The 21,259-nt window shown below is 44.4% G+C and carries 14 protein-coding genes and 3 pseudogenes; 8 read left to right on the forward strand and 9 right to left on the reverse strand.

What is annotated here, in order from left to right:
* Positions 1–65: 65 nt before the first annotated feature.
* From P255_RS12505 to fruB, 4 genes and pseudogenes are all read right to left on the reverse strand, one after another.
* Positions 66–1,778 carry a fructose-specific PTS transporter subunit EIIC gene (locus P255_RS12505; protein ID WP_035365582.1) on the reverse strand — a complete coding sequence of 571 codons (1,713 nt, stop codon included), beginning with the start codon at positions 1,776–1,778 and terminating at the stop codon, positions 66–68.
* A 4-nt stretch (positions 1,779–1,782) separates the two neighbouring features.
* Positions 1,783–2,718: a 1-phosphofructokinase gene (gene pfkB, locus P255_RS12510; protein ID WP_004902754.1), complete on the reverse strand. Its 936-nt coding sequence runs from the start codon at positions 2,716–2,718 to the stop codon at positions 1,783–1,785.
* A 5-nt stretch (positions 2,719–2,723) separates the two neighbouring features.
* Positions 2,724–4,373, reverse strand: a pseudogene (ptsP, locus tag P255_RS15740) (phosphoenolpyruvate--protein phosphotransferase); the annotation flags it as partial.
* 83 nt (positions 4,374–4,456) lie between these two features.
* Positions 4,457–5,579: pseudogene (gene fruB / locus P255_RS15745) on the reverse strand (fused PTS fructose transporter subunit IIA/HPr protein); the annotation flags it as partial.
* A gap of 326 nt (positions 5,580–5,905) precedes the next feature.
* Between fruB and ybaK the strand changes: the two are divergent.
* Complete coding sequence (gene ybaK, locus P255_RS12520; RefSeq protein ID WP_004902758.1) at positions 5,906–6,373, forward strand: Cys-tRNA(Pro) deacylase; 468 nt, start codon at positions 5,906–5,908, stop codon at positions 6,371–6,373.
* Positions 6,374–6,436: 63 nt separating this feature from the next.
* Here ybaK and P255_RS12525 read toward each other — a convergent pair whose 3' ends face one another.
* The gene (locus P255_RS12525) at positions 6,437–8,086 is read right to left on the reverse strand and encodes an inorganic phosphate transporter (RefSeq protein ID WP_004902760.1); all 1,650 of its coding nucleotides are present in this window, start codon (positions 8,084–8,086) and stop codon (positions 6,437–6,439) included.
* Positions 8,087–8,776: 690 nt separating this feature from the next.
* Between P255_RS12525 and P255_RS12530 the strand changes: the two genes are divergently transcribed.
* Together P255_RS12530 and P255_RS15510 are read left to right on the forward strand one after the other, a co-directional pair.
* On the forward strand, positions 8,777–9,673 hold the full coding sequence (locus P255_RS12530; RefSeq protein ID WP_004902762.1) for a LysR family transcriptional regulator ArgP: 897 nt from the start codon (positions 8,777–8,779) through the stop codon (positions 9,671–9,673).
* Between the two features lie 118 nt (positions 9,674–9,791).
* Positions 9,792–9,965: a hypothetical protein gene (locus P255_RS15510; RefSeq protein WP_004902764.1), complete on the forward strand. Its 174-nt coding sequence runs from the start codon at positions 9,792–9,794 to the stop codon at positions 9,963–9,965.
* A 498-nt stretch (positions 9,966–10,463) separates the two neighbouring features.
* On the opposite strand, the gene P255_RS12535 is transcribed toward P255_RS15510, so the two are convergent.
* On the reverse strand, positions 10,464–10,745 hold the full coding sequence (locus tag P255_RS12535; RefSeq protein ID WP_035365539.1) for a hypothetical protein: 282 nt from the start codon (positions 10,743–10,745) through the stop codon (positions 10,464–10,466).
* A gap of 46 nt (positions 10,746–10,791) precedes the next feature.
* Here P255_RS12535 and P255_RS12540 point away from each other — a divergent pair, with 46 nt between their 5' ends.
* The 3 genes from P255_RS12540 (at position 10,792) to gabP (ending at position 14,649) form a co-directional block, all read left to right on the forward strand.
* A complete protein-coding gene (locus tag P255_RS12540; protein WP_004902766.1) occupies positions 10,792–12,219 on the forward strand; it encodes an amino acid permease in 1,428 nt (475 codons plus the stop codon).
* Between the two features lie 767 nt (positions 12,220–12,986).
* Positions 12,987–13,172, forward strand: coding sequence for a hypothetical protein (locus tag P255_RS12545; protein WP_004902768.1), 186 nt, complete (start codon positions 12,987–12,989; stop codon positions 13,170–13,172).
* Positions 13,173–13,257: 85 nt separating this feature from the next.
* Positions 13,258–14,649: a GABA permease gene (gene gabP / locus P255_RS12550; RefSeq protein ID WP_004902770.1), complete on the forward strand. Its 1,392-nt coding sequence runs from the start codon at positions 13,258–13,260 to the stop codon at positions 14,647–14,649.
* 238 nt (positions 14,650–14,887) lie between these two features.
* Here the strand turns inward: gabP and pdxR are convergent, their stop codons facing one another.
* Complete coding sequence (gene pdxR / locus P255_RS12555) at positions 14,888–16,387, reverse strand: MocR-like pyridoxine biosynthesis transcription factor PdxR (RefSeq protein ID WP_004902772.1); 1,500 nt, start codon at positions 16,385–16,387, stop codon at positions 14,888–14,890.
* Positions 16,388–16,540: 153 nt separating this feature from the next.
* Between pdxR and gabT the strand changes: the two genes are divergently transcribed.
* Together gabT and P255_RS12565 are read left to right on the forward strand one after the other, a co-directional pair.
* Complete coding sequence (gabT, locus tag P255_RS12560; RefSeq protein WP_004902774.1) at positions 16,541–17,830, forward strand: 4-aminobutyrate--2-oxoglutarate transaminase; 1,290 nt, start codon at positions 16,541–16,543, stop codon at positions 17,828–17,830.
* Positions 17,827–19,278, forward strand: coding sequence for an NAD-dependent succinate-semialdehyde dehydrogenase (locus P255_RS12565; protein ID WP_004902776.1), 1,452 nt, complete (start codon positions 17,827–17,829; stop codon positions 19,276–19,278). Before gabT ends, P255_RS12565 begins: the two co-directional genes overlap by 4 nt.
* Positions 19,279–19,356: 78 nt before the next feature.
* Here P255_RS12565 and P255_RS12570 read toward each other — a convergent pair whose 3' ends face one another.
* Entirely contained in the window at positions 19,357–20,313 is a 957-nt protein-coding gene (locus P255_RS12570) for a bile acid:sodium symporter family protein (protein WP_035365543.1), read from the reverse strand.
* Between the two features lie 195 nt (positions 20,314–20,508).
* A pseudogene (pncA, locus tag P255_RS12575) lies at positions 20,509–21,128 on the reverse strand (bifunctional nicotinamidase/pyrazinamidase).
* Positions 21,129–21,259 lie beyond the last annotated feature (131 nt).

Raw genomic sequence — 21,259 nt, forward strand, 5'->3', positions numbered from 1 at the left:
CACATGCGTCCAGACTTATAAATCGAAAAAGCTGAACCTCTTTGGAGATTCAGCTTTTTTTGTGCTTAAGCCGTAACAGGGTTTGAGGTTACGCGTTGTTTAATCACCGCATAACTAATTCCTGTCACAAAACTACCAATCGCAATCGCCAGCAGGTATTGCAAAGGATGGTTAATGGCATTTGGAATAATCAAGGCAATAATTCCGCCGTGTGGTGTCACCAATTGACATTTAAACATGGCAACCAGTGCCCCTGTCACTGCCCCCCCTGCAATGGTACATGGAATCACTCGAATCGGGTCTTTGGCTGCAAAAGGGATCGCCCCTTCCGAAATAAAACACAAGCCCAAGACAACCGCAGCTTTACCTGCATCTTGCTCAGCTTTCGCAAATTTATTTTTTGCCAAAAAGGTCGCAATCGCCATACCCAAAGGTGGCACCATGCCTGCGGCCATGGTAATTGCCATCGGCTCATAGGTTTGCGAAGTCAACAACCCCACCGTAAATGCATACGCGGCTTTATTGATCGGTCCACCCAAATCGATACACATCATGCTGCCCAAGACCACGCCCATAATCATGGCATTGGTTGTTCCCATATTCGCTAGAAATATTTTTAATAATTCAAAGAGATGAGCAACAGGTTGCCCCACAACATAAATCATGATCAGACCCACTGCCAGACTGGCAAGTAAAGGAATAATCAGAATGGGTTTTAAGGCTTCTAGGCTCGATGGCAGTTTGACTTTTTTGGCAAGGAACAGCGCGATATAACCCGCCAAAAAGCCTGCCACAAGCCCACCTAAAAAGCCTGCCTGTAACTGCGCTGCCAGTAAACCACCAATCAAACCAGGGGTTAAACCTGGGCGATCGGCAATCGAGTAGGCAATATAACCTGCAAGCATCGGAACCATCAGGGTAAATGCAGCCACTCCAATTTGTTTCAGCGATGCGGCAAAACTGCCATCAACAGGATTTAGACCAAAAATAAATGAAATTGCAATGATCAGACCGCCCGCCACGACCATTGGCAACATGTAGGACACACCTGTCAGCAAGTGTTTATAGATCCCAACTTTTTCTTTTTTCTCGGCAGATTCACTCGCGCCTGCCTGTTGTTTTCCTGACTCTAGAACTTTGGCTTCCTGAATCGCACTGGCAAAGGCTTTATCAGTCTGCTTCAATGCAAAGCCTGTACCACAACGATACACGCGCTTGCCGACAAAACGGTCAGTATTGACTTCAATATCGGTGGCTAAAATCACGATATCCGCGTCAGCAATCGCCTCAGGCGACAAAATATTTTTCGCCCCAACCGAACCTTGAGTTTCGACATGAATCTCATAGCCCAGTTTATCAGCGCCATGTTGTAAGGCTTCAGCCGCCATAAAAGTATGGGCAACACCTGTTGGGCAAGCCGTAATCGCCACAAATTTGCGTGCTTCTGTCGAAGTTTGTGTAGGTTGTTGTGACCATTGTGCTGGTGTTTTGGCTGAATCTAGCGCTTGTTGTAAGGCTTGCGCCGTATTCTGTTGTGCTTGTTCTAAAGACAGCAAAGCGACTTTCTGTGCTGCAATACTGTGTAATGCAGGGAGTTTATCACCCAGTACAACCAATAAATCTGTGGAAATGCTGAGTGCTGACTCAAAATTTTCTACAACTTGGACTTGATACCCTGTTTGACCTGCAACCTGTGCGAGTTTTTTTGCCAAAATCAACGCATTGATCGAATGTTCAGGGCTATGCGGAACAAATAAAATCTGGTGAATTTCTGACATCATATTAACTCAATGAATTGATGACGATTTGTTGCTTCAAATCTTCAATAACAGATAAATCTGGTACATGAAAACCAATCTGGGTCACGGCATGGCTGGCAATCGCAGTTGCTGTTTTTAGCGTTTCTTCAGGGCTATTGTTACTCAACAAGCCATGAATCATACCCGCAACCAGTGAATCACCTGCACCTACAGTGCTTTTGACTTGAACGCGTGGCGCTTGGGCATGCAATGGGTGTGTTGGGTGCAACCAGTTCACACCTTGCTCTCCCATTGACACAATAATATGCTGAATCTGCATATGACCCAGTGATTGAAACAATTGCTGCTGTTCAGCAAAACTGTTTGCCGGCAAATGATAAGTTTCTGTTAACTCATCACTGTTGGGCTTGATCAGCCACGGGTTGGCTGCAATTGCAGCGCGCAATGCAGAACCACTGGTATCTACTGCGACTTTTTTACCCTCTCGATTGAGAAACTCAATTAAGGCTCGTAGTTCGCTTGCATCAAAACCTTGTGGCAAACTGCCAGCAATCACAACCATATCAATATCGGCAATCATGGCTTGGATTTTTTCGCGCAACTGCTGCTTAGCGTTGGCATCAATATAAAGACCCTGACCATTAATATCGGTCATGCGACCCGAAGCTTCCGCAATTTTAATATTTTGGCGAGTTTCACCCTGAATATAAACAAACTGGTTTTCAAAGTATTCTTTGGCAAAATGCGCATCAAAAATCTGACGATTCGCCTCACCTAAAAAACCTGTCACCACCACATCATGTCCCAAATCTTTGAGTACTTGTGCGACATTTAAGCCTTTACCCGCAGCATGGGTTTGCACAGCATGATGGCGGTTGACTTCACCTACATGCAGCACGTCAAGTTGCAACGTAACATCAATTGCGGGGTTGAGCGTCACTGTTAAAATTTTTGCCATAGAACTTACTCAACTAAATCACGGACTGCGGTCGCACTGTCACACAACAATGCACGTTGTGCCAATTGCTGACAATCGGCAAAATTTAACTGGCGTATTTGTGCTTTGACTAATGGAATACGCGTGCTTGACATGCTCAGCTCGTCCACTCCAAGTCCCATTAAAACAGGAACAGCTTTCGGATCACCTGCCAATTCACCACAAATGCCGACCCATTTGCCATGCTGATGCGCTGCGCGTACGGTCTGATCAATCAACAATAAAATACTTGGGTGCAAACCATCTGCCTCGGCAGACAACACAGGATGACCACGGTCAATCGCCATGGTGTACTGGGTCAGGTCATTGGTTCCAATACTGAAAAAATCAACTTCCTGCGCCAAAATTGGTGAAAGCAATGCTGCGGCAGGAACTTCGACCATGATGCCCACTTCTAAATGTTCACACGGATGCTGTGCACGCACTTCATCCAAAATGGCTTTGGCTTCGCGCCATTCTTCTACACGCCCAATCATCGGGAACATAATCCGTAATGGGCGGTTATCCGCAGCTTTAAGCAATGCCACCAGTTGCTGACGTAGCAATTCGGGTTGACGTAAGGTCAAACGAATACCACGTAAACCCAAGAACGGGTTTTCTTCAGGTTCCATCGGCAAATACGGCAATGGCTTGTCGCCACCAACATCGAGCGTACGCACCACCAGTGGGCGACCTGCTAGGGCATCAAACACCACACGGTAATCCGCCTCTTGAACGGCTTCATTTGGTGCGCTGTTATGCGACATAAACACCAGTTCAGTTCGCAATAAACCAATCGCTTCCGCGCCTTGTTCTACAGCTTTTGCTGTGGCGTGGACCTTACCAATATTCGCTGCAATCTCGACTGCGTGCTGATCTAGAGTAATCGCAGGTTCCAGACAATGTTGCTCCGCTTGCTCACGAAGTTGACGCTGACGCTCCCGCTCGGCCATTGCCTGTTCAATGCGCTGCGCTTCGGGTTTCACCACAAACTCACCCGTATCGCCATTGATCAACACCACACTATGATTGGGAATATTCAGCACTGCCGCCCCTGCACCGACCACCGCAGGAATGCCCAAGGCACGTGCCACAATCGCGCTATGTGCGCTGGCACCACCCACAGCCGTCAAAATACCTGCAACACGGTCTTTATTTAAGCGTGCCACATCACTTGGTCCAACGTCGTGCATCACTAGAATATAGGGTTCTTGTGGTTCGACAATTTCTGGTGCGCCACATAACACTGCCAATACACGCTCACCAATATCGCGTAAGTCAGCCGCGCGTTCTGCCAACAAACGATCATTTAAAGATTCTTGGGCTTTGGCAGCTGCTTCAATGTGTTCATGCCACGCGGCTGCGGCAGATAAGTTCTGCTTCAACCCACGTTGTACACTCTGGATCAGATCAGGGTCATCCAGCATTTCCAGATGCGCCATAAAAATCTGTTTAATCGCATCAATTGAACTTTGGGCAATAAACTGGCGAATACTGTTTTTGACCTGATGAATGGCGATATCGAACTTTTCGCTTTCGACTTTAACGCTCGAACCAAAACGTTCATATTGGAACTGGCGCGGCTTGACCACATGTGCAGGGCCAAATGCCAGACCTGATGAGGCAGCAATACCCTGACTTTGATCTGGGACAGTCAGCGTTTCCGATAGCATTGGATGTGTAGGTTCAGGTGCAACAACGGTGTCCGCCTCGTCTTGAATAGGTTCAACCTCTTCACCCAAACCTTGTTTCACTGCGGCAATCACTGCACTTAAACCAGCGACGGCATCGGTTTCAGGTTCTGCAATAAAGGTCAGGGTTTGACCACGTTTACACCCCAGCGACAACAGCTTGGTTAAGCTTTTGGCAGATACGAATTGCCCACCATCGACAGACACCTGTATCTCACCTTGAAATGCTTTACAGGTATTGACTAACTGTGTGGCAGGTCGAGCATGCAAACCGTGCGCATTGGCCAGAATCACGCGCTGTGATGCCCAGTCAGGAATCACATCTGCACCAATCAACTGGGCCAGATGTTGCGCATCTTGCTGTTGGCTCAGCGCTTGTAACTGCTCAGGATCAAAGAAAATATCCATAAGTCGGTTAAACTGTGACATGTCCAGCTGCGGATTGCTGGCAATACATAATAATGTACCCAGTTTTTGATCTTGATACTGGATCGGCTGCTCAGCTTTAATGATACTCACCGCAGGGCTGAGTACATGCTGATTGGCGCTGATAGACCAGATATCTTCACCCAGATGAATCATGTTTTTGAGTTGTAACTGGCTGAGAAAACCAGATTCTACCATTTTTTGTTGTTTCAACAATTGGCTGGCTTGCCAGAGAAAATCATCAATATCAGTAACCACGGCTTGTGTTGTAATCAGATTTTCATGCAAATTCAAAGAAGGTGGCTGTGCTTGTAATAATTCAATAATTTGCTGGGCAGATTGCGCATTTTGCACACGCTCAGAAACATCATCGAGCAATGCCCGAGTCAGAATTTGTAAAACTTGTAAATGTTCATCTGACTTTGCAGCAATAACCACTGCTAAATAAATCTTGTTTTCACCATCCCAGACCACACCCTCAGGGAAGTGAGCCAAACGCACACCAGTTTCTAAAATGTACTGGCGTGACTGTGGTGTCCCATGAGGAATCGCAATCCCCTGTCCTAAATAAGTTGCGCTTTGCTGTTCACGCCCAATCAGACCCTGAATATATTCAGGTTGAACCAGTTGATCTTCAACCAAAATATCCACTAGACATTGCAACGCCTGAGCCTTATCGACAGCATGCTGATTCATCCGAACATGTTGTGTATCTAGCGCTAACATAAGAATTCCTTGAAAAACATCATAAGTCGAGTTGAGGCGGTGCCTTTCTAGAAAAAAAAGAAAGGCGGATTCTACTCGGGTTTGCACTGAAAATCAGTTTTTTGATCATCATAACTTGGGTTTTTTGTGGCGCAAAATCATAGCTTTTAAATATTAATTGAGAATTAAGCTATTACGTCTAAAGATTAGACAAATCGGAAACTTACAAATAGCAGAGTCATTGCACATTTATTCAGCAAACCCACAAATATCATCGGCTTCGTACAGCAGTATCATGCCTAAAAAGCTCTTATAATACCTGTTGTATATTTGCATCAGAGATGGATATGACCCCTGCCTGTAAGTTGCTTCAATCGAAAAAAATTTCATTTAGCCTGCATGAATATGAACATGATGCCAATGCCAAAAGTTTCGGACTAGAAGCCGCAGAAAAACTCAATCTGGCTGTACATGAAGTCTTTAAAACCTTATTGGTTACAGATGATAAAAATCATTATGTTGCGGTGCTTCCTGTTAACCATCAGTTAAACCTGAAAAAAGTCGCGACTGCTTTGGGCTGTAAAAAGCTACACATGGCAGACCCGAAAGATGCCGAACGCCTGACAGGTTATCTGGTCGGTGGCATTAGCCCACTAGGGCAAAAAAAACGCCTGAAAACCGTGATTGATGCAAGCGCAGAAACTTTGGCAAAAATCTATGTCAGTGGTGGCAAACGCGGACTGGATGTCGGTTTATCGCCGCAAGATTTGGCACAACTACTCGGTGCTCACTTTGCCGATATCATTGATGTATAAAACCTGATGCTTCAAATAAAAAAAGACCTCACATGGAGGTCTTTTTTTATGCAAATCGGCAGATTAAACGAACTGCAAGAACAGCCAGTAAAGCGATGCTGAAAGTACCATCGCACATGGCAAGGTCAATACCCATGCCATCAAAATGCTTTTCACGGTTGCCCACTGCAACCCTGATTTATTCGCAGTCATGGTACCCGCTACCGCACTATTTAATACATGTGTAGTACTGACAGGTAAACCAAATTTATCTGCGGCAATAATCGTTCCCATTGCAACAAGTTCTGCTGACATACCTTGACCATAAGTCAGATGGGTCTTCCCGATACGCTCACCGACAGTCACGACAATACGCTTCCAGCCGACCATGGTTCCTAAACCCAAAGCCAATGCAACCGCGACTTTAACCCAAGTTGGAATATACTGAGTCGCTTTGTCGAGGTTTTGGCGATAATCGTCTACAGTCGCTTTTTGTGCAGGTGACAACTGTGTTAAATGATTGCCTTTATCCAACTCTTTTAAACTTGCATTGCTCAAGTACATGTCATTACGCAAATTGACGGTAGCTTTTTCAGGTACTTTTGCCATGCTGCCATAACTGGCAACAGCATCACCCAAATGATTGGACAAACTTGCGACTGCTGGCATCACTTGCTGATTGTATTTGTGGGTTTGAATAAACTTCGTTAACACATCGCGTGCTTGTAATTCAGGCATCACTGGCTGATGATCAACCGCCAAGATATGCGCAGTTTTCTCAGACAAGGCTGCAAAAGACTGTACTTGCGCAGGATCCATAGTTTTATTTAAAGAATAAGCCAATGGCACAATCCCGATCAAAATCAGCATGATCAACCCCATACCTTTTTGACCGTCATTTGAACCGTGGGCAAAACTCACCCCTGTACAGGTACAAATCAACAAAGTACGTACCAAAAATGAAGGTGGCTTATTGCCTTCTGGGGCAGCAAACAATTCTTTTTGACGCTTTTTCATCACCAGTTTTAACAACAGGAATGCAGCAGCAGCCAAACCAAAACCAATCAAGGGTGAAAAGAACAAGGCTTTGGCAACTTTTAGAACCTGCCCCATATCCACACCGCTAACCCCATCGGTTGCCGAGTGTAGCAACTGGTTCATGATGCCCACCCCAATAATTGAACCAATCATGGTGTGTGAACTGGATGCGGGAATACCAAAAAACCATGTTCCCAAATTCCAGAGAATCGCCGCAAGTAACAAGGCAAACACCATTGCAAACCCTGCACCACTGTCAACATGTAAAATCAGCTCGACAGGTAATAACGCAATAATGCCGTAAGCTACCGCACCGCTGGCAGTCAGAACACCCAAAAAGTTAAAAAAGCCCGACCACATCACTGCAACAGGGGCAGGCATGGCATTGGTATAAATCACCGTGGCGACAGCATTGGCTGTGTCATGAAAACCGTTCACGAACTCAAACCCCAAAGCGATCACCAATGCCATTCCCAGCATGATGAAAGAAAACGCACTCAGCGGTGGCACTTGTGACAAATCAAAAGTCAGTTGCACGCCAATATAAGTTAAAGATGCCAATACCACTAAGGCAAAGACATATTTAAACCACTGTGGCGCTGGAAGATGAATATTTTTAGAAGAAGAATTTGTTGTGTTTTGGGCAATTGCTGGCGCTGGATGCGCTTCAGTAACAATCGATGCCTGATGATTCATGCGATTTGCGACATATCATAAAATTGTGCAAATTTTGCGACTAATTTATGACAATTATATGACATTTTAAATTTAGGTTCGTTCATCTACGCTTGGCAGTTTTACAGCGTCAAAAACGACTGACCTCAAATATAAATCAGCCGAGTCCTATCAGAATTTTTAAAAAACTGGATACCAGAAATCGCCATCTATAACTATTTGAGTAAAAAAATATTTTAAGATGCTGTTTATGCAATATTTTTATCAAATATAACCTTGAGTCATCGTTTTTATCGGGTTCAGGTTAAACACAAGACTACCTGAAGCTTCTTAATTATTGAGACTTTAAAAACCCTTAACCTTGTTACATAGCACGCTAAAAACAATGAAACATCGTGTCAATCTGCAACCTATCTCTCTATTTTTTAACCCAGTTGATGGAAAAACTAACTTGTTACAATCATCTTGATTGTTTTAGTCAGCCTCTCATTTTTAAATGCTTTAATTGGGTCGATGATGAAGATTTTAATACGCCTTTCTCAGTGCTAAATGATCGATCTCCACCACATTTCCCTATAAACAAACAAAATAAACCAAAAAAAATTTGCTCAAGCATCATGTCAAGAGTCTTTAGATTTCCATTTCGCCTAAAAAGTAAATAAAATTAAATAAACACCATCTTACCTAAAAAAAACTCAATCAGGTTTCATTATGCTCGATAGCAAACAATGCCAAGCGTTTCTCGCTGTCGCGGAAACTGGCAGCTTTGAACATGCCAGTTTACAGTTACATTTAACCGCTTCGGCAGTATCACTTCGTGTACAGGCACTCGAGCGGCAGCTTGGGCAAATGCTATTGATTCGCGGGCGACCTTGCCAGACCACACCCGCAGGTGAGCAATTGCTGCAATATTTGCAGCGGCAGCGCTTTATGGAACAGAATTTTCTACAAAATCTACAGGGCAAACAGGCAAATTCCGAGTTTATTAAAGTAGTGATCGCCAGTAATGCCGACTCACTCGCCACATGGTTACTCCCTAGCCTGCAACATACGGTTATTCAACAACAAATCGCTCTAGAAATTCGCATAGATGACCAGTCTTTGACCCATGCTCTGCTCGAAGCGGGACAGGCTCATGCCTGTATTTCAGTAGAAGCGCAACCTTTACGGGGATGTGCTGCCAAAGCCTTGGGCTATATGCGTTACAAAATGGTAGCAACACCCACTTTTATTGCCCGCTGGTTTAAGCACGGCGTCTCTCGCCAAAGTCTGATGCAGGCACCTGCGGTTATTTTCAATCAAAAAGATCACATGCATCAAAATGTATTGCTGAAACTGCATGGTTTGACTGCAAACAGTTACCCCTATCACTTCATTCCATCGTCCGAAGCCTTTGTACACGCCATTCATCGTAGTTTAGGTTATGGTCTTGTACCTGATTTACAGCTCGGCGCAGCGTTGGAGCTCGGCGAATTAGTTGAAATTTTACCTGAAGCACAAACCGATATTTTGCTGTACTGGCATCATTGGCAACAACAATCTACACCATTACAACAGCTCACCCAGCAGATTTGCCAGAACAGCCAGCGGTTTTTACATCCCGTTTAAAGATCAGTCAAGATGAGCTGTATGGCGCCTTGTACACTATGCAACAAAACATCTCAATACCTTCATTTTTACCGCGTTATCCTATTGTATTGTAGGCGCGGGTCATAAGGAGAGGTCTATGAACAAAGTAAAAGTGATCTTGGGAAGCGTAGCGATTCTTTCAATATTAAGCTTGTCGGGTTGTTGCCTATATGATCCTTTCTGGTGGGGGGATGGCCCTCATCATGAAGGTGGGCACTACGAACGAGGCGGTTATGGCGAAGGTCATGGCGGCCGTCATGGCGGTTGGTAAACCCTTCTCACCTGCAGTCGCTACTAGGTATGCATCACAGCTTACCCAATAGCGACTCATTTTCGACAGCAGTAGAGCCTCGATCTGGTTTTTAGTATTTTTGGATAAAATTTTTAGTATTTTTAAAATGAATTATTGTGAACAATCCTGAAATAAAAAATAATCCACCAAATTATAAATATAAGATATTGAAATATATAAATTTAATTAAATTATAAAATTTAATTTCCCATCCATAAACCCATATTTTTTTTAAGCCTTTAGTGCCAATTTTCACAATAGCTTTGCACATTGGCTCTTTCTCTATATCTAAAAATGGCTCTCGTTTCTTTGCTCTCCAAACGACAAATTAAAGTTACTGGAAGTATGCATACACGACTGCTGCTATTGATGTTGTTGTAACAAAAGCCGATTCGAGTTGAGTTCGACACACGATCAAGCAGCATTTTTGCAGGACATTTGCACATCAAGCTGCATTTGAAAATGCAAAATCCCAAGTCATGAATTAAGGAAAATCGTATGGCAACACATCAGGCTGTTTATGTGCATACCGCTCAAAGCGGTCGCCATTTTAGTGGTCTCAGTCTTCGTGACCCAAAGATCATTTTTTTCAATAAAAGGGGAAATTGGCATCAGCCATGTATCAGGCGGATCCAATACGGCTGTCAGAGCTACTTTTCTTAGCGTATTCAGCACACCTAAAAGCAATCCTTTTCGTCTTACTTGCAGAGTAGCTCGGCTTGTCCTTGCTGCGGAAGGCGCACGCTTTTTTTCAGGCATGGCGCGCTCAATTAGATTCATTTTTTCTTTTTTGTGAAGGTTTTTTATGACGCAGACCCATGAGAGCAACTCCTCCTCTCACGATTTAAAACACGGACTTAAGTCACGTCATCTTACAATGATCTCAATTGCAGGTGTGATTGGAGGGTCATTATTTATAGGTTCAGGAAGTGTTATTTACTCTGCTGGTCCAGCCGCAATTTTAGCGTATGGATTGGGTGGCTTACTGATTCTGTTTATTATGCGTATGCTGGGTGAGATGGCTGTACTCAACCCAGATAGTGGTTCATTTTCCACCTATGCTGACCGTGCAATTGGACGCTGGGCTGGCTTTACCATTGGCTGGTTGTACTGGTGTTCCTGGGCATTACTCATGGGCTGGGAAGCGTATGTTGCGGGTAAAATTTTAAATAGCTGGTTTCCGCTGATTCCAATCTGGATCTATATGCTCGCGGTAATTACGGCGCTAGTCTTGGTGAACCTGCAAAACGTGAAGAATTACGGTGAATTTGAGTTCTGGTTTGCTCTAATCAAAGTGATCGCGATTATTATTTTCCTAGTGATTGGTAGTTTAGCCATTTTACATGTCTGGCCGTGGGCTACACCGTCGGCTCAGGGCTTTACCAACCTGACATCTCAAGGCTTTATGCCAAATGGTTTTTCATCCATCATCACGGCTTTACTTGGGGTGATGTTTGCCTATATCGGTGCGGAAATTGTTACGGTTGCTGCGGCTGAATCAGACAACCCTTCACGAGAAATTCGTAAAGCATCCAATTCGATTGTTTGGCGAATCATGCTGTTTTATGTGGGTTCCATATTCGTTACCGTGTGCCTGATTCCACACAACGATCCACTTTTAAAAGATGCAACTTGGGGAACATACAGTGTGACTTTAACGGCGCTAGGCATCCCTGAAGCACGTCACATTGTGAACTTTGTGGTACTCACTTCGGTATGTAGCTGCTTTAACTCGGCACTCTACACCTGCTCGCGCATGTTGTTCTCTCTGTCAAAACGTGGTGATGCACCAAAAAGCTTTGGTTCAATCAACAGTAAAGGTAGCCCTTGGATGGGTGTCTTAGTCTCTTGTAGCTTTGCCGTCTTCGCTGCCATTTTGACTGCAACAGGCAGTATGGATGTCTATGATATTTTCATGCTGGCAACAGGTACAGCAGCACTGTATGTTTATCTCACCATTGCTTGCTCACAACTTCGCTTACGCAAGAAACTTGAAGCAGAAGGTCAAAAAATTGACTTTAAAATGTGGCTTTTCCCTGGCTTAACCTATGCAGTGATTTTCACCATCATCGGTGCGATTATTGTGATGCTGATTGAAGGTACTTACTTCAAAGAAGTTATCTACACATCAGGTTTGGCGCTGTTTATTGTCGTTCTTGGTTTATGTGCTCAGAAATTTAACTGGGGCAAAGAACAACAACCTGAACTTGATCAAGAAAAAATACCTGGTTAATTCATCATTCATGCTCCTGAAAAACCCACCTAGTGTGGGTTTTTTTATTGATCCAATCATGCTGTTCTCGCCAACTTAGCAAGCTTGTTTAAAGCTGATGCTTCCTGATGTTTATCTTTACGACTCAGTTGCGCTAGTGAGCTCGGAATTAAAATCAAGAGAAAAATACCGCGCTTAAATGTGCTTCTCCAATATCAGCCTCCCCCGTCAGACAGCCAAATGCTGTTTTTGGAATCGCTGTTTTAATATTTCGCATCTCTTGACCAAATATAGAGAGATACGAATCGCTTATTTTGTATATTCCTAAAAACCCCAAGTCATAATTGTAAAAAAAGTGATTTTAGCTGACGGGTAAATGTCATATTTCTGCAAAAAAAATTTCGTATTTTGAGATGTGTTTTTATTCGATTTTTACAGATAATTAAACGCACAATATAGCGTGATCAGTTCTATATATTCACATGAAAAATATAAGAATAAAAAAAACCATTTGATAAAAATATGCGATAAATATCACATTTTATTTTAAATAAGTCTCTCATTTTTCAATTAAATTACACAATTGGCTCTTTCCGCATGTCAGGAAATGGCTCTCGTTTATTGGTTGGTGACCCATCAAATTAAAGTTACTGGAAGTATGCATATACAAATGGTGTTGTTTCCCAGATTGCTTTTTTCTCCATGCAATCTGGTGGCAACTCAAGAAATTTGTAGGGCATTTGTATTTGATTGTGCAATGCCCTAAGTCATGAATTAAGGAAAATCATATGGCAACACATCAAGCTGTTTATGTGCATGCCGCCTCAAGCGGCCGCCATCATACCGCTACTGACCGTCGCAGTCAGACAGCTTCTTTTTCACATTTTGGGGTCATTGGTATTTTTGCCAATGCAGTTGCGATGCCTGATTTGGGCAAAGCACATTTACTCTCTCTTTCCTTGCAGAGTAGTTAGGTTCGTCCTTGCTGCGTAACCCACAGTGCCTTCGGGCAAATGCGGGTTCGGTATAAATCCATTTTTTCTTTTTTGAAGGTTTTTTATGACGCAAGCAAATCAAGCCTCACTCTCTCAAGGCTTAAAAAACCGCCATGTCACCATGCTGTCTATTGCAGGTGCCATCGGGGCAGGTTTATTCGTCGGTTCAGGGCATGCCATCGCTTCAGCTGGCCCTGCTGCTATTTTAGCTTATTTCATCGCAGGGACACTGGTGGTTCTGGTCATGCGTATGCTCGGTGAAATGGCCGTTTCTCAACCTGACAGTGGTTCATTTTCAACCTATGCCGATCGTTCGATTGGTAAATGGGCTGGGTTTACCATCGGCTGGTTGTATTGGTGGTTCTGGGTCTTGGTTATTCCATTTGAAGCCAATGCCGCAGCTGCCATTATTAACTCTTGGATTCCTGGCGCACCAGTTTGGTTGCTCGCCTTCCTCATTACCGCCGCACTGACTGTAACCAACCTGTTTAGCGTAAAAAATTACGGTGAATTCGAGTTCTGGTTTGCATTAATCAAAGTAGTGTCGATTATCGCGTTCATTATTTTTGGTTGTGCTGCTGTGTTTGGTTTCTCTCCAAACCCAGAAGTTAGCGGGGTTAAACACCTATGGGATCATGGTGGTTTTATGCCAAATGGTTGGGGGCCAGTCTTGGCTGCGTTACTAACCACCATGTTCTCATTTATGGGTTCTGAAATTGTCACGATTGCTGCAAGTGAGTCAAAAGACCCTGAACATCAGATTACCAAAGCAACCAACTCGGTGATTTGGCGTATCGCATTGTTCTATATCGTGTCAATCTTCATTGTGATTGCGCTTGTGCCTTGGAATGATCCGAACTTGCCAAATATGGGTTCATATCAAACCGTATTGTCTGCACTGCACGTCCCACATGCAAAATTGATGGTTGATATTGTGGTATTGACCTCTGTGGCTAGCTGTTTGAACTCGGCGCTCTATACCGCTTCACGTATGGTGTATTCTTTAGGCGTCCGTGGTGATGCACCTTCATTTACCAAAAAAGTAAACTCGCAACATACACCTGTATATGCAGTTTTACTGTCAACCGCAGTGGCTTTTATCTGTACTTTTGCCAACTATGCTGCACCAAAAGCAGTCTTTAACTTCCTGCTTGACAGCTCTGGTGCGATTGCGTTGCTGGTTTATCTGGTGATTGCATTCTCGCAACTGGCAATGCGCAAAAAACTGGTGGCTGAAGGTAAACAGCTCAGCATGAAAATGTGGTGCTTCCCGTACCTGACTTGGGCCGTGATTGTCTTTATCATCGCAGCACTCGTCATCATGGCATTTGATCCAGCGCATACGCATGAAATCACTTCAACGGCGATTCTCAGTGTGTTCGTGGTTATCTCTGGTCTGATCGTGACTAAGCGCCGCAGTGAAAAAGCACCTTCAGCCATCGCTGAAAGCAAATAATCAAATTCAATACAGGCATCAACCTATGCCTGTATTCACAGGTTGATGCTGAAGAAAAAGTAAATTGGTCAGGTTATTTAGATTACTGTGTCTGGCATGGGCATACTAATACTACTCTCCCAAATCCCTGACTTTGTGAGCGCTAACACAGTTTACTTTTTCGACAGCATCACGCTGGTCTAGCGACCAAAGGAAACAAGGAGATTTGGCGATCTCCTTGTTTTTTTATTGTCGGATTTTAATTGAGTGTTGGCACACCCGCTTCGCGTAAGCACTGCAACAGCACGCCAAATGCCATCACCATGTCTTTTTCATCGACACAGGCAAAACCCATCAATAAACCACGCTGTGCACGTGCATGCGAATGCATATAGTATTGTGACAATGGACGCACCTTCACTCCGCGTTCTAGTGCCTTGGTGGCAATTGCCACATCATCACAGTAGGTTGGCAGTTTCATCACCAGATGCAAGCCTGAAGCTTCATCGTATTCATGCAAAAAGTCTTTGCCCAAATAACGGTAAATCAGATCGATCAGGAAAGAACGACGCTTGCCGTAGAGTAAGCGCATACGGCGAATATGTGCTTCATAATGCCCTTCACGAATAAACTCTGCCAATGCCTTTTGCACCAGTAAATGCCCACCGCGATACAGCTCAGCTGCGACAATACGTAGCGGTGAGAACAATGGTTTTGGCACCACCAGATAACCAATACGTAGCGCCGGGTAAATGGTTTTACTAAAGGTTCCCATGTAGATTACAGGTGCTTCGGGTTCTAAACCTTGCAAAGATGGATATGGCTGTCCTGAAAAACGGAACTCACTGTCGTAGTCATCTTCAATAATCCAACTGCCATGCTGACGTGCGATATTTAATAATTGTTTACGACGTGCCAGACTCAAATGCGAACCGAGCGGATATTGATGCGATGGAGTCACAAAAATCAGTTTGGGTGCTTGTTTGGGGTTATCTTCTGGAATAATCCCTTCAATATCCACAGGCATTGGGCGCAAATGCAGCCCGTTAATCCGCAAAGTATTGCGCATACCCCAGTAGGCAGGATCTTCAATCCAGACATGATCACCAATATCACTTAGCGCGCGCGACACCAAATCTATGCCTTGGTGAATGCCTTCGGTAATAATAATCTGATCAACATCACATTGGACTGAACGTGCTACACGCAAATAATCTGCCAGAGCGCTGCGCAGTTCAACACAACCGCCCGCATTGCTATAAATCAGGCGATTAATGTCTGGTTCACGGCTTAAACGCGACTGAATTCGACTAAAAATATGATGTGGAAATTCAGTGACATCGGGTGCGCCTGGCACAAAAGCACCCCACTGATGTGGAGATGCGGCGGCATAGCCCATCAGACTCGCCCCACGATGCGACAACGTATAATCACGCCGTGGTGGCTGCAAATGTGGCTGAGCTTTCTTTTTCTGGCTATTTAAAAATGCTTCAGGCAGTTTCTCGGCAACCCATGTGCCATGCCCTGTACGCGCTTCAACATAACCTTCCGCTTGCAGCTGTTCATACGCCGTCAGTACCGTATTTCGCGATACATGAATTTCACCCGCCAGATCACGCGACGCAGGTAATCGGGTCTTCGGCTGTAATACTCCTTCCACAATGGCACTACGCAAACAACGAAATAACCGTTGATGTAGCGTACCCTCGGCGTCTTGTTGTAATCGTTGCAACAAATGATCTCCAAGCAGGCTACGCAATTGGCTCTCTCCTTCTGTATTAAAGTGGCTCTCGTTAGTTGCCGCCTAAAGCGCGAAATTATAGCGATACACAGTGATTGTAAACCATCATAATCCATGATGATGCTATACATACGTACAAGCTGTAACCGATGACAAAAATGAGGGATTAACATGAGCGATAAACATACTGCACTGAACGAGCGCAAACAGCAAGCAACACCACGTGGCGTAGGTGTAATGTGTCAGTGGTATGCAGAAAAAGCTGAAAATGCAACACTTTGGGATGCTGAAGGCAACCAATTTATCGACTTCGCTGGTGGTATCGCAGTATTGAATACTGGTCACCGTCACCCGAAAGTGATTGCGGCTGTGACTGAACAGTTAACTAAATTCACACACACTGCTTACCAAGTTGTCCCTTACGAAAGTTATGTGGCTTTGGCTGAACGTATCAATGAACGTGCTCCAATCGCAGGCCCTGCAAAAACGACATTCTTCTCTACAGGTGCAGAAGCTGTAGAAAATGCAGTAAAAATTGCACGCGCTTACACAGGTCGTCACGGCATCATTACTTTTGGTAACGGTTTCCACGGTCGTTCTTTCATGACTATGGCAATGACAGGTAAAACTGCACCTTACAAACGTGACTTCGGTGTTATGCCTGCTGGCGTATTCCACGCGCGTTACCCAGTTCCTGCAAAAGGCGTGTCAATTGAAGACGCGATCGAAAGCATCGAAAACATTTTCAGTGAAGACGTTGCAGCTCATGACGTTGCAGCAATCGTTCTTGAACCAGTTCAAGGTGAAGGCGGTTTCAACGTTGTTCCTGCTGAATTCTTAAAACGCCTTCGCGCGCTTTGTGACAAACACGGTATCTTGTTGGTTGCTGACGAAGTTCAATCTGGTTTCGCCCGTACTGGTAAATTATTTGCCATGAACTACTTTGAAACTAAAGCAGACTTGATCACTATGGCGAAAAGCTTAGGTGGCGGCTTCCCGATCTCAGGTGTTGTAGGCCGTGCTGAAGTCATGGACGCGCCAAACCCAGGCGGTCTAGGTGGTACTTATGCAGGTAGCCCAATTGCTGTTGCTGCTGCTCATGCCGTGATCGATGTCATCGAAGGTGAAAACCTGTGCGAACGTGCCAATGAATTGGGTGCTGAGCTTGTTGCAACTTTAGAAAGCATCAAAGCAGCTACTGGCGATGTTGTCACTCACATCCGTGCTTTAGGTTCTATGGTTGCTGTTGAACTTGAAACTGCTGAACAAGCAAAAACTGTACAACAACATGCAATGGACAACGGCCTATTGATCCTGACTTGTGGTAAATATGGTAACGTGATCCGTTTCTTGTATCCATTGACGATTCCTGTTGAACAATTCCGTCAAGGTCTAGACATCTTGAAACAAGGTTTTGCAACTTTAAATACAACTACAAATTCTGCGGAGCAGTCTGCATGATCCAAACCAACTTGCAGTATTTGCTAAAACACCCAGATATTACGTTTGAAGCACCTGCTTCAGACGACTATATCGAGGTGAATGACGCTGCTACAGGTGAAACGCTGGCGTGGGTAAAAACCTACGACAGCGCAGCTGTTGAAGCAGCCATTTTACGTTCTCAAAAAGCGCAGGCAGCTTGGAAAAAACAAACTGTGACTGCACGTGCCGACGTACTCTGGGCATGGTACAACCTCATGCTGGCTCACAAAGAAGATTTGGCACAAATCTTAACGGCGGAGCAAGGCAAACCACTGGCGGAAGCACGTGGTGAGATTGGTTACGCAGCCTCTTTCATTCGTTGGTTTGCAGAACAGGCACGTCGTATTGACGGTGAAGTTTTACCATCAGTGCAACCCCAACAACGCTTACTTGTGATTAAACAAGGCATTGGTGTGACTGCGGCGATTACCCCTTGGAACTTCCCAGCGGCAATGATCACCCGTAAAGCAGCACCAGCAATTGCAGCGGGTTGTTCAATGTTAGTTAAACCAGCAGAACAAACCCCGTTAACTGCTTATGCGCTTGAAGTACTTGCACTACAAGCAGGCTTGCCTGTTGATGTTCTCATTAACATCAGCGGTAATGCTGCAGAAGTCGGCAAAACTTTATGTGACAGTGACATCGTACGCAAACTCAGCTTCACAGGTTCAACCCAAGTGGGTCGTATCTTGATGCAACAATGTGCACCAACCATCAAGAAACTTTCTCTTGAACTGGGCGGTAACGCACCTGTCTTGATTTTTGATGACGCGAATCTGGATCAAGCGGTTCAAGGCATCATGGCAAGTAAATACCGTAACAGCGGTCAAACCTGTGTCTGCGCAAACCGTATTTATGTTCAGGACGGCATTTATGATGCAGTAGCTGAACGTCTGGTTGAAACTGTAGCGAAACAGTTGAAAGTCGGTGACGGTCGTCATGAAGGTTCAACTCAAGGGCCGTTGATTGACGAAAAAGCTGTGGCTAAAGTTCAATCACATATCGATGATGCTGTGGCAAAAGGTGCGCAAATCCGTATTGGTGGTAAGCGTTCTGAGCTAGGTGCAACATTCTTTGAACCAACTGTGTTGACTGGCGTGACACAAGACATGAAAGTTGCCAAAGAAGAAACATTTGGTCCGCTTGCTCCATTGTTCCGCTTCAAAACTGAAGACGAAGCTGTGGCAATGGCAAACGACACTGAGTTTGGCTTGGCAGCGTACTTGTTCACTCAAAACACAGCACGTCAATGGCGTGTCGGTGAAGCACTCGAATATGGTATGGTCGGCATCAACACTGGTGCGATCTCCAATGAAATTGCACCATTTGGTGGTGTAAAACAATCAGGTCTTGGACGTGAAGGTTCGAAGTTCGGCATCGAAGAGTATCTCGAAATGAAATACTTGTGTGTTGATCTTTCTGAATAATCATTCAGACAACCCATTAAAAAAACCAGTCTCGCCCATTCGATGACTGGTTTTTTTATGCCTGCTATTATCTTGGTTTTATGACTGATTTTTTTGGTGTTTTCGAGACGCCACCATGGCCCAGTAACTGGCGAGTGCAGGCCCTGAAATGTTATGCCACAAACTGAAAATAGCACTTGGCAATGCGGTTAATGGCGATGCAGCAAAATGCACGGCTGCCAAGGCAACTCCTAACCCTGAGTTTTGCATGCCCACCTCAATTGCCACCGCTTTACTGTCAAAATAAGACAATCCCAAAATACGGCTTGCCCAAAAACCCAATAAAAACCCAAAACCATTATGTAACGCCACAATCAGCAAGACCAATAGACCTGATTGCAACAATGCCGTTTTGCTAGCTGCAATAATCGCCGCCACAATCAGTACAATCGCCACCACAGAAACCAAAGGCATGATTTCAATATACGTATTAATTTTATTTTTCAGGAATATCCGCATCACCAAACCCAAAGCAATTGGACACAGCACCACCTGTAAAATCGACAGCAGCATGGAACTGGCATGAATCTCAATCCATTGACTGGCAAGCAGATAGAAAATCGCAGGGGTTAAAATGGGTGCAAGTAAAGTCGATACTGAAGTACAGGCGACCGATAATGCCGTATTGCCTTTTGCCATAAAGGTAATCACGTTAGAGGCTGTTCCTCCTGGGCAACAGCCCACTAAAATCACGCCAATCGCCAGTTCAGGCGGTAACTGAAACAGCTTACACAGCACATACGCCAGACTCGGCATCACCATAAAATGTGCAGCCACACCAATCAGCACCGCTTTGGGGTTGTGCGCCACACTTTTAAACTCATCCACTGTCATGGTCATGCCCATACCGAACATGATTACGCCAAGCATGAGTGGAATATAATGGGTTAGCCAAATAAACCCTTGTGGCAGATACAATGCAATTCCTGCAAACAGCACCACCCACAACGCAAAACTTTTCTGGACGAACTGAATCATCGATAAAAATAATTTCATGAAATCACACGTCAAATGAGGCTTACAGCAGCATCTCAAAAATGAATAAACCTGAACGAGATTAAAATATATTTTAATCGACGTGCAAGCCATCATGGTTTAATCCTGAAATACGAGCCAAAACAGCAAGGCTAATTCATTTATTTTTAACATCTTGAATAAAAATTTTGCCGACTTCTTAGTCTCGAAATATCCTTAAAGCTGGCTAGATTGTAAACGAATCACACCCAACGCCTGCATCGCCTCCCACGCCTGTTTTAAAGAGCCGTTAAGTCGATTGGCGCGGTCGCATCTTCAATCACATAGGTCTGAAAGCCTAATTTCACTGCATCCATCGCAGTCCATGCCACGCAAAAATCAGTCGCGATTCCAACGACATATACTGTGGTAATTCCAGCTTCTCTTAAATAGCCTGCCAAACCTGTTGTGGTGGTTTGATCTGCCTCTAAAAATGCCGAATAGCTGTCAATGTTGGTATGCCATCCTTTACGGATAATGAGCTGTGCATGTGGAATATTTAAATTGGGATGTAGTTCAGCATCGTGTGTACCCTGCACGCAATGGCTTGGCCAAAGCACTTGTGTGCCATAATCGAGCTGAATGGTCTCAAAAGCTTGTTTGCCCGCATGATTTTCAGCAAAAGAAATATGGTCGGCAGGATGCCAATCTTGAGTGAGCACCACATGCTGAAATTTTTGAGCCAATTGATTAACTAATGGAATAATCTGGTCGCTGTCTGCCACCGCCAAGTGACCGCCTGGAGTAAAACCATTTTGAATATCAACCACGATCAGGGCACTCTGCTCCAGATTCATTTTTATTCTCCTATCAATTTACCAATTGCCAATATCAGCTGAAAATTTACAAAAAAAAACCTGAATGATGCGGTTCAAGCCAATATTTTTTTTCAATTTATCAACTCAAAGTCTTTATAGCCAAGCTGTTT

Origin of the sequence: Acinetobacter brisouii CIP 110357, assembly GCF_000488275.1 — a bacterium.
Lineage (GTDB): Bacteria > Pseudomonadota > Gammaproteobacteria > Pseudomonadales > Moraxellaceae > Acinetobacter > Acinetobacter brisouii.